General features: G+C 48.4%; 14 protein-coding genes and 2 pseudogenes. 5 read left to right on the top strand and 11 right to left on the bottom strand.

Annotated elements, in window-relative coordinates; genetic code table 11:
* Positions 1 to 9: 9 nt before the first annotated feature.
* The 4 genes and pseudogenes from galT to OQ477_RS12525 all read right to left on the bottom strand — a co-directional run bounded on the left by galT (position 10) and on the right by OQ477_RS12525 (position 3,864).
* Positions 10 to 1,551 (bottom strand): UDP-glucose--hexose-1-phosphate uridylyltransferase, encoded by a 1,542-nt coding sequence (gene galT / locus OQ477_RS12540; RefSeq protein ID WP_265972663.1) that lies wholly within the window; start codon positions 1,549 to 1,551, stop codon positions 10 to 12.
* Positions 1,541 to 2,723 (bottom strand): annotated as a pseudogene (locus OQ477_RS12535) (galactokinase). Before OQ477_RS12535 ends, galT begins: the two are co-directional and overlap by 11 nt.
* A 51-nt stretch (positions 2,724 to 2,774) precedes the next feature.
* Positions 2,775 to 3,161 carry a GtrA family protein gene (locus OQ477_RS12530; protein ID WP_025649414.1) on the bottom strand — a complete coding sequence of 129 codons (387 nt, stop codon included), beginning with the start codon at positions 3,159 to 3,161 and terminating at the stop codon, positions 2,775 to 2,777.
* A gap of 79 nt (positions 3,162 to 3,240) precedes the next feature.
* Complete coding sequence (locus OQ477_RS12525; RefSeq protein ID WP_014419191.1) at positions 3,241 to 3,864, bottom strand: TetR/AcrR family transcriptional regulator; 624 nt, start codon at positions 3,862 to 3,864, stop codon at positions 3,241 to 3,243.
* Positions 3,865 to 4,199: 335 nt separating this feature from the next.
* Here OQ477_RS12525 and OQ477_RS12520 point away from each other — a divergent pair, with 335 nt between their 5' ends.
* The 3 genes from OQ477_RS12520 (at position 4,200) to OQ477_RS12510 (ending at position 5,933) form a co-directional block, all read left to right on the top strand.
* Positions 4,200 to 4,361: an anti-repressor SinI family protein gene (locus OQ477_RS12520; RefSeq protein WP_003150917.1), complete on the top strand. Its 162-nt coding sequence runs from the start codon at positions 4,200 to 4,202 to the stop codon at positions 4,359 to 4,361.
* A gap of 217 nt (positions 4,362 to 4,578) precedes the next feature.
* Positions 4,579 to 5,259, top strand: a complete 681-nt coding sequence (locus tag OQ477_RS12515) for a class I SAM-dependent methyltransferase (RefSeq protein WP_014419192.1) — start codon at positions 4,579 to 4,581, stop codon at positions 5,257 to 5,259.
* The gene (locus OQ477_RS12510) at positions 5,259 to 5,933 is read left to right on the top strand and encodes a glycosyltransferase family protein (RefSeq protein WP_017418646.1); all 675 of its coding nucleotides are present in this window, start codon (positions 5,259 to 5,261) and stop codon (positions 5,931 to 5,933) included. Before OQ477_RS12515 ends, OQ477_RS12510 begins: the two co-directional genes overlap by 1 nt.
* 20 nt (positions 5,934 to 5,953) lie before the next feature.
* Here OQ477_RS12510 and OQ477_RS12505 read toward each other — a convergent pair whose 3' ends face one another.
* The 6 genes and pseudogenes from OQ477_RS12505 to cidR form a co-directional block, all read right to left on the bottom strand.
* A complete protein-coding gene (locus OQ477_RS12505; protein ID WP_014419194.1) occupies positions 5,954 to 6,556 on the bottom strand; it encodes a DsbA family oxidoreductase in 603 nt (200 codons plus the stop codon).
* Positions 6,557 to 6,641: 85 nt separating this feature from the next.
* The gene (gene efeB / locus OQ477_RS12500) at positions 6,642 to 7,898 is read right to left on the bottom strand and encodes an iron uptake transporter deferrochelatase/peroxidase subunit (RefSeq protein WP_089072472.1); all 1,257 of its coding nucleotides are present in this window, start codon (positions 7,896 to 7,898) and stop codon (positions 6,642 to 6,644) included.
* Positions 7,899 to 7,916: 18 nt separating this feature from the next.
* Positions 7,917 to 8,236: pseudogene (locus OQ477_RS12495) on the bottom strand (Efem/EfeO family lipoprotein); the annotation flags it as partial.
* A gap of 76 nt (positions 8,237 to 8,312) precedes the next feature.
* Positions 8,313 to 8,987, bottom strand: a complete 675-nt coding sequence (gene thiE, locus OQ477_RS12490) for a thiamine phosphate synthase (RefSeq protein WP_265972660.1) — start codon at positions 8,985 to 8,987, stop codon at positions 8,313 to 8,315.
* Positions 8,984 to 9,802, bottom strand: coding sequence for a hydroxyethylthiazole kinase (gene thiM / locus OQ477_RS12485; RefSeq protein WP_265972658.1), 819 nt, complete (start codon positions 9,800 to 9,802; stop codon positions 8,984 to 8,986). Before thiM ends, thiE begins: the two co-directional genes overlap by 4 nt.
* 2 nt (positions 9,803 to 9,804) lie before the next feature.
* Positions 9,805 to 10,713, bottom strand: coding sequence for a cidABC operon transcriptional activator CidR (cidR, locus tag OQ477_RS12480; protein WP_044802418.1), 909 nt, complete (start codon positions 10,711 to 10,713; stop codon positions 9,805 to 9,807).
* Positions 10,714 to 10,819: 106 nt separating this feature from the next.
* On the opposite strand from cidR, the gene OQ477_RS12475 reads away from it, so the two are divergent.
* Both OQ477_RS12475 and OQ477_RS12470 read left to right on the top strand, forming a co-directional pair.
* Complete coding sequence (locus OQ477_RS12475; protein WP_007407725.1) at positions 10,820 to 11,206, top strand: CidA/LrgA family holin-like protein; 387 nt, start codon at positions 10,820 to 10,822, stop codon at positions 11,204 to 11,206.
* On the top strand, positions 11,188 to 11,865 hold the full coding sequence (locus tag OQ477_RS12470) for a CidB/LrgB family autolysis modulator (protein WP_017418642.1): 678 nt from the start codon (positions 11,188 to 11,190) through the stop codon (positions 11,863 to 11,865). The genes OQ477_RS12475 and OQ477_RS12470 overlap by 19 nt, the downstream gene beginning before the upstream one ends.
* Positions 11,866 to 11,950: 85 nt before the next feature.
* Here the strand turns inward: OQ477_RS12470 and OQ477_RS12465 are convergent, their stop codons facing one another.
* Complete coding sequence (locus OQ477_RS12465; RefSeq protein WP_017418641.1) at positions 11,951 to 12,592, bottom strand: ATP-binding cassette domain-containing protein; 642 nt, start codon at positions 12,590 to 12,592, stop codon at positions 11,951 to 11,953.
* Positions 12,593 to 12,596: the final 4 nt, after the last annotated feature.

The raw sequence follows: 12,596 nt of genomic DNA, 5'->3' as shown, positions 1-12,596 counted from the left end.
CCTCGTCCCTTATGGGATGGGGCTTTTTTCCGGTAGAGCGCCCAAATGGCGGATAAACCGCCGGAAAGCCGCTCTGCCTTCTTCTGTCTGTTTAAAGACGCCGGCATGCTCCAGTATCCGCGCAAAGGCATGGCCGATTTCCTCTTTCAGAATCTGTTCCGCGTTTTCTTTCGTTATCTTCCGCTTATGCAGCACACTGAGCGCCCAATCTTTATGCGCTGCCGCAGAAAGGTCTGCCGTTAAGACCGCTTCCGGGTCCGGTGAGCACAGCGCTTCAGCCGTGTATTTCATTTCTTGTTCAAGGCGGCCCGGCAGAATCGCAAGCCCCATTACCTCAATCAGTCCGATATTTTCTTTTTTCAGGTGATGAACTTCCTGATGGGGATGAAAAATTCCCAGCGGATGCTCATCAGAGGTGCGGTTATTTCTGAGGACGAGATCTAATTCGAATAAACCGTTTCTCCGCCGGGCAATCGGCGTAATTGTATTGTGCGGTGTTTCTCCTGAAAAGGCGAGGAGATCAGCCGCCTCATCGGAATAACCGCGCCACGCCCGCAGGATGGCATCCGCCGCGCCGGAAAGCTCAGACGCGCTCCCGCTTTGCAGGCGGATGACCGACATCGGCCACTTCACAATTCCCAACATCGTTTTCGGATAGTCAGGCAGCCTGTACCGGCTTTCTGTCTCCGCCCGCGCCATCGGGAATTCATAATTGCCCCCCTGAAAATGGTCGTGGCTTAAAATACTGCCGCCGACAATCGGCAGGTCAGCATTGGAACCGAGAAAATAATGAGGATACTGGCTGACGAACGACAGCAGCCGGTCAAACGTTTTTTTGCTGATCTTCATCGGTTCGTGCCGGTCTTTCAAAACGATGCAATGCTCCCGGTAATACACATACGGAGAAAATTGCAGAAACCACTGCTCATCGCCGAGAATTACCGGAATGACACGAAGGTTTTGACGCGCCGGGTGATCCGGTCTCCCCTCGTACCCGACATTTTCTTTACAAAGAACACATCTCGGATAATCGGATTGAGGCTGCTCTTTGGCAGCGGCAATTGCTTTCGGATCTTTTTCCGGTTTTGAAAGGTTGATCGTGATGTCCAGCTTTCCGTAAGCCGTCTCAGCCGTCCACCCGACATTCCGCTGTATTCTGTCCGAACGGATATAATACATATCCTCTGAAAATCGGTAAAACGCCTTTGTCGCCTGCTCCGGCCCGTGCACCGCCTTTGTTTCTTCAAAACGACGGACAATCTCGGACGGCTGCGGGGCAAAGCAGCCCATGATCTTCGCGCTCAGCAGGTCGCGATAGGTGTCTGTACCGGCTGCAATCCGGCCCGTTTCTGCCGCCCATTCATAAATCGGGGACAATATGTCCGGCAATGATGCCGCCGATTCATTTTCTTTCTGTTCTGAAACCTCCGGATGGGTGATATGCAAAGCTTCATATAAACGGTTTCTTGTATATTCAATATCAAGATAGGAAATCAGCTCTTTTTGCAATCCGTACCGGATTAAACGTTCCACGTGCCGCTCAATTGCCATCGTCATCCCCCTTTAGTTCTCTCGCTCCGGCTCCGACATCCGCCGTGTAAAAGTCAGCTTTTCTCCCTGTCTTCTCCTCATAGCGGGCCCCTGCCGTTTCAATAAAATCCGAAACCGCATCGTCCTTGACGATACTGACTGTACAGCCGCCGAAACCGGCTCCCGTCATCCTTGATCCGATCACCCCGCCGTGGCGCCAGGCCGCTTCAGCCAGTGTATCCAGCTCATGACTCGTCACCTCGTAATCATCGCGTAAAGAGAGATGCGAATCCCTCATTAATTCACCGATATGATGAAGCTGGTTGTTACTGAACATGTCGGCGGCCTCTATTGTGCGGTGATTTTCATAGACGGCGTGTTTCGCCCGGCGTCTGTTCACTTCATTCTGAATCAGCTCCGCATGGGCGTCAAAAGCGGAAGGGGTCAGCTCTCCCAGTGATTGAACGGAAAGATGCTTCTGAAGATCACAAAGCGCCTCCCCGCACTCCTTGAGCCTCGTATTATAGCCTGAGTCTGCAAGCGTTCGTTTTTTATTGGTATTTGCAATAACGATCGACAGCCCCGACAGCCCGAGTTTTGTATATTCAAAGCTGAGCGTCCCGCAATTCAGCAGAATCGCATGATGTTTCTTTCCCATTCCGATGGCGAATTGATCCATCATTCCGCAGCTGACGCCGATAAAAGAATTTTCCGCCGTCTGAGCGAGCTTCACCAAGTCGGGCATATCCGCCTCAAGCTCATGGCATTCCTTGAGAATGACCGCCGTAACAAGTTCAATGGAAGCCGAAGATGACAGCCCCGCGCCGTTCGGGATGTTTCCCCAGAACACAATATCGAAGCCGTGCGGAAGGGAAAAACCGCTGCTGAGACATTCCGCCATGACCCCTTTCGGATAGTTGGCACCCGTCCTCTTTTTGATAGCGGATATCATCGAGACTGCATTCCTTTATGCCCGCTTCCTTAAAATGATGAGAGTACATTCTGACGAGCCTGTCCCCTCTCTCCCGGACGGCTGCATATGTACCGATTGTCAGCGCGCACGGAAAGACGTGGCCCCCGTTATAATCCGTATGCTCTCCGATGAGATTCACTCTGCCGGGCGCAAAGAAAATGCGCAGGTCCTCCGATTCCCCGAATACATCAGCAAACGCTTTCTTTATTTTGTGCTTCATACGCATCCCCTTTCACCATTACACTTTCCCCCGGGGCGCGGAAAGAAACCGTTATGACACGCCCTCTTCTTTCGCTTTTCTGAAGACAATCCACTTGCTGGCCGCATAGTTGACGACTACGATAATGACGTTATCGGCGATTTTCGCCAGCGTTTCGTTCATATGAAATTGACTGACCAGAAGAATCATCATGGCGAGATCGATGGCGAGAGACAATACCCGCACGCTGAAAAAGGCCGTCAATTCTTTCATCAGACTCCGCATCCCCGCGGTCTTTTGCTGAAATACATACAGTTTATTCGTGACATATGCAAATAGAACGGACAGAACCCAAGCAGCGACAGTCGCCGCCTTGTAATCCATCTCAAATGCCGACGTCAGAATGTAAAAACTGACGATATTCACGATGGTCGTGAATATCCCCATAATGATATACATCATAATTTCTCTGTAGCGCATGGCAGTTCCTCGCTTTCTGAAAGACTTTTCTAAACCTTTTGTCAAATCAAGAAGAACGTTACCCTGATTTTCTGCCGCTGACAAAAACATAAAGCGCGTCAAACATGCTGCGGAAAGTAACCGGCCTTCCCAGCACATTGGATTGCTTAATCATCCCGTCGATGAGCGCGCACATCATTTTAGCGGTATGCTCGGTATCTATATGGTCTTCTATTAAATTTCTCGATTTGAGCCAATTTATGTACATGGTGCTTTCTTCTATCCATAACTTATAAAGACGGATATAAGCTTCATATTCACTGACGACTTTGTAAGTAGGCATATGAACGGCAAAAGACACAACATTCCAGGCAGGCTTGCTGTTTACAAACCGCATCAACAGGCTGGCCGCGCTTGCCGCAGCTTCACAAAGCGTCAACGGCCGCGCGGTTTGCTTTTCTAATTCGTCGAGATAGCCGGTGATGATCCTTTTTTTAATCTGACGCCTGTCTAATAAATGCTTCAGAAAATCTTCCTTGCTTTCAAAATGAACGTAAAACGCGCCTTTGCTGAAACCCGCCGCTTTACTGATGTCATCGATTGAGACTGAATCGTAAGCTCTTTCAATCAGGAGATGAAGGCCTGCGTCAATAAAACTTTCAAATGTTTCTTCTCTCTTAATTTGAAATTTGTTTTTTTTCATTTTTTACCCCAGCTGTTTGATCATTCACTTTATCTTACACCGAATCATTCTTTTGCGGTATTTTTTATGCAAAAAGAATATGCTAGTCGACGCTTTGAGGGTAAATGTTAATAGGTCATATGATTTATTTTTATTTGCATACTATCCAGTCAGTATTTATTTGTTTATTATTATATGTAAGAATTCTTGAAGGATTTTGGTTATTTCAGTCATTTTCTTAGGGAATAGGTAGGTGAATTCATCTTCAATTTGGGATTACCGGCCAACTATGTGTGATATTTGTTATACATTGGCTGCTGTAGCTGGGCAAATCAATTTTTCAATTGGAGGTTCTTATGAAAACTCATGTAATGAAAGATATAGATCAAGATTGGCAATTGTTAATTCAAGAGGCTAGAATCATGGGTTTGCACATTGACGATGTGAGGCGCTTCTTAAATACTGAAAAAGCGGTGAAGAAAAAAACACCAATGAAAAACACCATCCGCCAGCGGTAAGATTTACAGGCGGATCCTTTTACTATATGACCTGCCACAGTCCGCCCGCACCCGAGTTTTCAAAGGAACATCCGCAATAAGAGGGGAATCAGAGAACAAACCGTATACCGGACAACCATTCCCGTCCGCATTCCGCAATTGAACAGCCAAACATGGTGATATGAGATCCCCCCGCTGCATATCTTGTGTATATGCCCATTTATGAGGTGATACACAGATGGATACGAATCCCTATTATGATGAAAAACAACAGAACTACTACGAAGGCCTGAATCCTTATTTATTGAACAAAATAGACGAAAACTGGCGGACAGTGCTTGATGTCGGCTGCGGCACAGGCAATTTAGGAGCGGCGATCGAAGACCGCGGAATAACGGTTTACGGCATTGAAGCGTATCCCGAAGCCGCAAAAAAGGCGGAAAGCAAATTGAGCCACGTGCTTTGCGGCGACATTGAATCCGCCATTCTTCCGTACGAATCAGAGCAATTCGACTGCATGCTGTTCGGGGACGTTCTTGAGCATCTTGTCGACCCCTGGTCAGTGCTGAAAAAGCTTCGTCCTTATGTAAAAAAAGACGGCACGGTGCTTGCATGCATACCGAATGTCGGCCACATCTCAGTGGTGCTGGAGCTTTTAGCCGGCAAATGGACTTACAGTGACGCCGGATTAATGGATCAGACCCACCTGCGTTTTTTTACCCGGGAAGAGATGCTTTCATTATTTAAAGCCGCCGGTTATGAGGTGAAACGCATTGAGGCGATCCGCGTTGATCACCCCACTTATCACAAAGCCATCGCATCATTGCACGAAGTATGCGTACAGCTTGGCATAAGGCATGACTTTATGACAGAAGCATCGGCCTATCAATATGTGATTGAGGCCGAGAGGAGCATGTAATGGATTCACATTCATTTCTGTTTGTCGTCTGTGTGAATGACGAGTCGCTGTACTCCCGGTGCAAAAGCCATATCATGCAGCTTACCGTCCCCCCTTCATACTCCGTTGATATCATGCCGATATACGATTCAGCAAGCATGGCCTCGTCCTACAACAAAGCGCTGAAACACCCCTCCAAATATAAAATTTATCTGCATCAGGATACTTTTATCATTCATCAGCATTTCCTTCATGACATGCTTCATATCTTTCAATCTCATCAGGAGCTCGGCCTTCTCGGTGTCGCCGGCTGCAAAACCCTGCCGCCGAACGGCATTTGGTGGGAAAGCGGAGAGCGGATGGGAAAAGTGATTGAATACCGGGGGAATGCTTATCACCCCTTGGACTTTGAGCACGGTGATGAAGACGGCCTGTTTACGCCCGCTGACGCCATTGACGGCTTGTTAATGGCGGCTCAATATGACGTGGAGTGGCGGGAGGATTTGTTCCGCGGCTTTCATTTTTACGACACATCACAGTCGCTTGAATTTCAAAAACACGGCTATCAAGTCGGCGTCGCCTGCCAAAAAGACCCTTGGTGCCTTCATTTTTGCGGCGACTCATTTGACGCCGCGGCATATGAAGCGGACAGACAAACATTTGTCAAACACTATATGGCAAAGCCCTCTCGCTGATCGAGAGGGCTTTTTACGGGTTAACGTTTATTCAGTTCCCGCTCAATGATTTGTTCAAAGGTTTCCTTTCCCGCCGCGCCAGGGATTCTCTCATCGCCGATGATAAACGTCGGCACTGCCGTAATGCCGGCTTCCTCATAAGCATGGCGGAGCGCTTCCTGCTGTACGTGTCTGTACGCTCTTGTCTCAAGCGCCTCTTTGAAGGCAGCACCGTCAAGTCCCGCTTCTTCCGCAAGCTTTGTCAGCACGCCAACGTCACCGATATTTTGTTCTTCCTGAAAGAACGCCTGAAAAACGCGTGTATGGTATTCGCTTCCTTTCCCATGTTCCTTTGCGAAATGAAAGCCTTCAAATGCCAAATCCGTGTAAGGATGCGGTGACACGCGGGGGAACGTGATGTCAACGCCTAACGACTGCGCCATCGGCTCAATGGAGTTTTTCCACATCTGCCGCTTGGCGGGATCATTCACCGGATCAAGTTTCGGCGAGGGGCTCGGACGCAATTCAAACGGCATCCATTCCACCTGTACGTCCTTGTCCTTGATTGCTTCTTCAAACGCCGCTTTGCCGACAAAGCAAAACGGACATACATAATCAGAATATACTTTAATCTGCAGTGTCATTGTAAGTCTCCTTTCCTATTCATTTTAAGCTGTAACACATATAGTTACAAGTGTTTTTTTAAAAACACCCTCCATATGGAAGGTGTCACGATTCCAGCAGCCTTTGGGCGATATATTCTCCTTTTTTACAGCCGCCGGGACAGGCGAATAAGGAAGAGCCGATCGTTTGTGTGTATTCATTCAGCGCATCCTTTGCCGCCAAAGCCTTCAGCATCGGGACAAATTGGCGGTCCGGGTCTTTTTGAAAGCAGATAAACAGCAGGCCTGCGTCAACATAGCCCGTCTTCGGATCAATTCCGTCCGTATAGGAAAATGCCCGGCGCAGAATCTGTCTGCCGGTTGATTTTGCCACGCTGACATGCGAGTCGGCGGGAATTTGATTCAGCTTCACGGGATCGGTTTCCTTTTTTTGTCCGAAAGGCGCGCCCGAGCTTTTCACCCGCCCGAACGTGTCCTCTTGTTCCTTCAAGGATGAACGGTCCCATATATCTAAAAACATCTTAATTTTCCTAAACGCCATGTACGTGCCGCCCGTCATCCAGTCCGGCTCCCCTGATTGAACCCAAACGATCGAATTCATCAGGTTTTCATCCTTCGTGCTTTGGTTGCCGGTGCCGTCTTTGAATCCGAAGAGGTTGCGCGGTGTTTCTCCGTTTTTCCCGCCGCTTAAGAAACCTTTATTGAGAAAGCGGACTTCGCACACCCCCGATGCCTGTTTGATCAGGTTGCGCACCGCGTGAAACGCCGTTTGTTCATTATCCGCGCAGACCTGTATGACGATATCACCGCCGCCTTGTTCCTTATCGAGCTTGTCGTTAGGCATCGGCGGAATATCGGCGAGGTGCTTCGGTTTTTTATCCTTCAGTCCGAAGCGGTCTTTCCCGTCTTTCTCGAAAAACCCGGGGCCGAAGCCGAAGGTAACGGTCAAATTCGCCGGTGCCAGATCCTGCGACTCCCCGGTATCCTGCGGAGGCATATCTTTATTTTTCTGTTCGCCCGACGGGACGGCGCCTGAAGTCAGCAGCTGCGTCAGGCTTGTCCAATGTTTGAAAAGGGAGATGACATCGGCTTTGTCGCTTGACATGACATCAAGCGCCGCAAAATACACATACGTCTGATGCACCGTTGTGATTCCTGCTTGGTGCTTTCCGTAAAAAGGAACGATTTGATCACGATCACTTTTTCCTTCACTCTTCTTTGAAGCGGTGGCCGCCGGTTTGAAGAGCGGCGCGAGTCCTCCGAGGCCGCTCGCTCCGACAGCAACGGCGGCGCCCGCGACGGCGCCCCACTTCAGGACATCCCGTCTGTGGATCTGTTTTTCCTTGTTATGTTCATCGCTCATGCTGTGTCTTAACTCCTTTTAAAGCACATCGGCAATCTTCGACATGGTTTCAGAAAGGGCCGTCAGCTTTGTGCTTATCTCTCTGATTTGATCTGTACTTAATGTATCACAGGACGTATACGATTGATCGCACGTTTTGTATTTCGACATCAAAACTTCAAATTCGCTGAATTCCGCATTAAGTTTTTCCGTGACCTCGAAATGATCTCTCACTGCGCGCTTTTCACTGTTTTATAGAGGGCTTTTGAGCCTTCGGCGCCGGCGGTGATTGGTTCAGGCGTCACTTTGAGCGAAACGATAGAGCCATCAAACGCTTCGGTCGATATTGCAAGCTGATTGCCCTGTTCTTGACATACGGCTTATATTCTCCAAGGTCCGTCACTGCCTTTTTGCGCACACAGAAAAAGGGCCGCCCTATCGGGACAGCCCTGCTTTGGAGTGCTGAATTTCCTCTGAAAACTTGCGCGCTGCCGCTTTTGGATCTTCGGCTTGGCTGATGGCGCTGATCATGCTGACGCCGTCTGCACCCGCTTCAATGACGGGCGCCGCGTTGTCAGCCGTAATGCCGCCGATTCCTACAATCGGAATGCTGATGCCCTGACGCCGCACCTCTTCAATCAATGTAACGCCCTGCACAGCTTCAGCATCTTTTTTTGTTTCGGTCGGATAGACCGGGCCCATTCCGACGTAATCGGCTCCGGCGGCTTCCGCCCGCTTCACCTCGGAGACGTTATGTGCTGACACACCCAGAATCATATCGCCGATTGCCGCTCTCGTTTCTTCGGCGTCTGCGTCATCCTGTCCGATATGCACTCCGTCCGCCTGAAGGCGCAAGCCCAATTCGACATCATCATTAATGATGAAAGGAATCCCGGCCTGCCTGCAGACATCCTGCACCTGCTTCGCGAACAGGACACGTTCATCCCCTGTTAAAGAACCGCTCCCCTTTTCCCGAAATTGAAAAAGCGTAGCGCCGCCCTCAATGGCTTTTTTCACCACAGAAACGGGGTCTGCGCTTGTATTGTTTGATCCCATAATAAAATAAACCGATAACATATCCTTCATCATTTCCCGAGAAATACGCGTCATTTTACTGTCACCCTTTCAATTGCAGCAAGCTCGGCCGCTTCTTGTTCTGAGATGCTTGCCAGCTTGTTTAAAAGCTCAATCTGGAAGCTGCCCGGCCCCTTATGGACGGTGTCCAAAGCGGCAAGCTGAGCGGCGCTTCCGTATACAGAAACGGCTGAAACGGCCGCTTGCAGAACGTCCTGCCCCGCTGCGCAGAAGGCTCCGATTACAGACGTCAGCAGGCATCCCGCCCCCGTCACCTTCGTCAGCAGTTTATCACCGTTATGTACGGCGTATGTGTCGGTGCCGTCGGAGAGGACGTCGGTTTTTCCGGTAATCGCAATGACCGTCTTCAGCCCGCTTGCAGCCGTCTTAGCGAGGTGAACCACATCTCCTCCGGCTTCCCCCGCATCCACGCCTTTTATCTTCCAATCAGGGGCGCCGGCAATATTGGCGATTTCCGCGGCATTTCCGCGAATGGCGGACAAGCGGACCTCCTGTATGATCTTGCGGGCTGATGCCGTCCGAAACGGCGTGGCGCCGGCGCCTACCGGATCAAAAATGACCGGAACACCGTTTTCATTGGCCGATTTTCCGGCTGCGATCATAGCTTCAACCGACGCCGAACTGAGGGTGCCTATATTCAGGACGAGCGCTCCTGCGATTTTCGCCATGTCGGCGGCCTCCTCAATTGCATAAGCCATAACGGGCGATGCGCCGAGCGCGAGCAGTCCGTTAGCGGTGAAGTTCGTGACGACATTATTGGTGATACTGTGAACGAGCGGGTTTTGATCCCGCACTTTACTCAAGTGTTGAGCTGCGGTTTGTGCGTCCATGCTTAATCATCCTTTTTTCTCTTTTTCGGATTCCATAAATACGATTTCGTATGCTCCAGCCAGGCTCTGGCGGCAAAGGACATATAGCGGTCTTTCCGCCAAATGATGGCTAAATGCCACGGAATGACCGGATGAACGAGCGGAATGGTTCTGACTTTGTCAGGATCAAGACCGCGGCAGATTCTTTCCGGCAGCAGGCCGATACCGAGATTGGCGGATACCATTTCGCTGATAAAGTCCCACTGTGACGTTTCATAAATGACGTGCGGCCTGAATCCGGCTTTCACGCATTCCGTCATAATTCGATTATGAAGGACAAAATCCTCCCTGAAAAATATGAACGGCTCTTCTTTCAATTCGTGAAGACTGCATTCCTTCTCGTCCGCGAGCCGATGTGACGGATGGACGACGAGCATAAGGGTTTCCTTGACGATTGTGAACGTATGAAAAATCTCTTTATTCGCGGGAAGCACGACGACCCCGATATCAAGCGAGCCGTCCTCCACTCCTTGCTGCACTTTAATAGAGCCGTCCTCAACAAGCTGAAACGTCACATCGGGATATGTGACGCGGAAGTCACCGAGCACTCTCGGGAAAAAGCCGGACCCGATCATCGGCGGAAGACCGATGCGGACGTGCCCTTTCTTCACTTCCATAATATCGTTCAGCTCTGACGTCAGGTTTTGGAATGACTTTGTGATTTCCTGCGCCTGCACATACATGCTCTGCCCGGCGTCAGTCAGTTCAACTTGCCGGCCATTGCGGTAAAACAGCTTAATGCCGAGCTCCGTCTCCAGGTTTTTAATCATTTTTGAGATTGTCGGCTGTGAAACATACAGCGACTGTGAAGCCTTCGTAAAGCTTTTCAAACGGGCCACTTCCAAGAAATACGTTAAGTGCCGGATATCCATTACATTTCATCCTTTCTATAGACAAAAGGAATACACATTATTCTTTATATGTATTTTACCTATAGCAAAACCTTCTGTACAATATAAATATAAGGGAGGCATCATTATGAAAAAATTGCTGCTTACCGTTATTCAAATCGCTCTGCTGTTTATATTTGCGCGTCTGATCAATTGGGTCACGGCGGCTCTTCATATAAATATTCCCGGCAGTATAATCGGGATTGTGATTCTTTTCACATTATTGCATTTCAAGATTATCAAACTTGAATGGATTGAGCTTGGCGCAGCATGGCTCCTCGGTGAGCTGCTGCTGTTTTTCATCCCGTCTGCCGTCGGAGTGATTGAATACGGAGATATTATGTCTAAATTCGGCGTAAGCATTTTACTTGTCGTCGTCATCAGCACATTTGTCGTGATGGTTTCAACAGGTACGCTTACACAGCTGATAGCAAAAAGAAAGGAGAAAAAACAAACGTGTTCATCGGAATCATAAGTTTATTCTTAACTGTCTTAGTATATTTGGGCGCAAAAAAACTCTACACTCGTTTTCCGCGGGTGTATACGTCGCCGCTTCTGATTACGCCCGCTGTTTTGGTCGTACTGCTGCTTCTTGTCAATGTCCCGTATCAGACATACAATCTCGGCGGCGGACTGCTGACCGATATGCTTCAGCCGGCAACAGTGGCGTTCGCTATCCCGCTTTATAAATATTTCCCGATTTTAAAGAAATACGCCGTGGAAATTATTTTGAACGTAGCGGTCGGTTCATGTATCGCCATTCTGTCAACGGCCTTTATCGCGAAATGGTTCCATCTCGGCAGCAGCTTAGTCGACAGTCTCGTGCCGCGATCCGTGACGACGCCGATTGCCATGAACGTTTCAGAAATGATCGGCGGGATGCCGGCCGTTACAGCGGTTTTCGTCATTTTAACGGCTTTATTGGGAACGATCATCGGGCCGATGGTCATCCGCTATTTCCGCATTGATAACGAAATTGCCCGGGGCGTGCTGCTCGGAACTAGCGCGCACGGAGCGGGAACATCTAAAGCATTTGAGCTCAGCTCCGTATCAGGGACGATCTCAAGCGTGTCCATGATTCTCGCCGCAATTATGACGCTGTGCGCGGCCCCGATTTTGCTTTCGTTTTTTTAACCCTCATTAACTTCACTATATTTAAATTAAAAACACCATTTCTCTTAAGAAATGGTGTTTTTAGTAAACTCAATTTTAATAGCTATTACATTGAAACAATTACACCTCCATCCTTCACTTCAAATATTTCATCACTAATTGATTCAAGAAAGTTTTTATCGTGACTTGAAATAAGAATTAACTTGTTCCTTTTTTTATAGTCGATCAAAAAAGTCTTTATTTTATGAAGTGTTTCTTCATCCAATGCATTAGTTGGCTCATCAAGGATTAGCAAATCCGGATTTTCCATAATAGCTTGTCCAATAGCTAGACGTTGCTTCATTCCTAGTGAGAACTTCTTATACTTTCTTGAATCATTTTTATCCAAACCAACTATGTCTAATGCTTTATTAATATCTGCGTCCGTCGCTTTCTTTTTTATTGATGCAAGCACTTTTAAATTCTGTTTGCCCGTTAAGTGAGGAATAAATTCCGGATTTTCAATAACTATCCCCATGCTCTCTGGAAACGATATATCCTTATGTAAAATGCTTTGGTTCACAGTTATAACACCCTTTTCAGGAACGAGTAGCCCAGAAATCACTCTGAAAAGCATCGATTTCCCCGAACCGTTCACACCTTTAAATCCGTAAACCTTTCCTGAAAATAACTGTAGCGAAACATCATTTACTACCTTATTGGAATTAAGTGTTTTAGTGACATGGTCTAACTTTATTGTTAAAGACATATTG

Source organism: Bacillus sp. ChL18, from assembly GCF_026241425.1.
Taxonomy (GTDB): domain Bacteria; phylum Bacillota; class Bacilli; order Bacillales; family Bacillaceae; genus Bacillus; species Bacillus velezensis.
The sequence above is the reverse complement of the archived record's forward strand: the minus strand, read 5'-3'. Positions and strand labels throughout refer to the sequence as shown.

Coding starts and splice junctions, on each gene's coding strand:
- galT (WP_265972663.1), bottom strand. CDS start 1,551: ATGGCAATTGAGCGGCACGTGGAACGTTTAATCCGGTACGGATTGCAA.
- OQ477_RS12530 (WP_025649414.1), bottom strand. CDS start 3,161: ATGTATATCATTATGGGGATATTCACGACCATCGTGAATATCGTCAGT.
- OQ477_RS12525 (WP_014419191.1), bottom strand. CDS start 3,864: ATGAAAAAAAACAAATTTCAAATTAAGAGAGAAGAAACATTTGAAAGT.
- OQ477_RS12520 (WP_003150917.1), top strand. CDS start 4,200: ATGAAAACTCATGTAATGAAAGATATAGATCAAGATTGGCAATTGTTA.
- OQ477_RS12515 (WP_014419192.1), top strand. CDS start 4,579: ATGGATACGAATCCCTATTATGATGAAAAACAACAGAACTACTACGAA.
- OQ477_RS12510 (WP_017418646.1), top strand. CDS start 5,259: ATGGATTCACATTCATTTCTGTTTGTCGTCTGTGTGAATGACGAGTCG.
- OQ477_RS12505 (WP_014419194.1), bottom strand. CDS start 6,556: ATGACACTGCAGATTAAAGTATATTCTGATTATGTATGTCCGTTTTGC.
- efeB (WP_089072472.1), bottom strand. CDS start 7,898: ATGAGCGATGAACATAACAAGGAAAAACAGATCCACAGACGGGATGTC.
- thiE (WP_265972660.1), bottom strand. CDS start 8,987: ATGACGCGTATTTCTCGGGAAATGATGAAGGATATGTTATCGGTTTAT.
- thiM (WP_265972658.1), bottom strand. CDS start 9,802: ATGGACGCACAAACCGCAGCTCAACACTTGAGTAAAGTGCGGGATCAA.
- cidR (WP_044802418.1), bottom strand. CDS start 10,713: ATGGATATCCGGCACTTAACGTATTTCTTGGAAGTGGCCCGTTTGAAA.
- OQ477_RS12475 (WP_007407725.1), top strand. CDS start 10,820: ATGAAAAAATTGCTGCTTACCGTTATTCAAATCGCTCTGCTGTTTATA.
- OQ477_RS12465 (WP_017418641.1), bottom strand. CDS start 12,592: ATGTCTTTAACAATAAAGTTAGACCATGTCACTAAAACACTTAATTCC.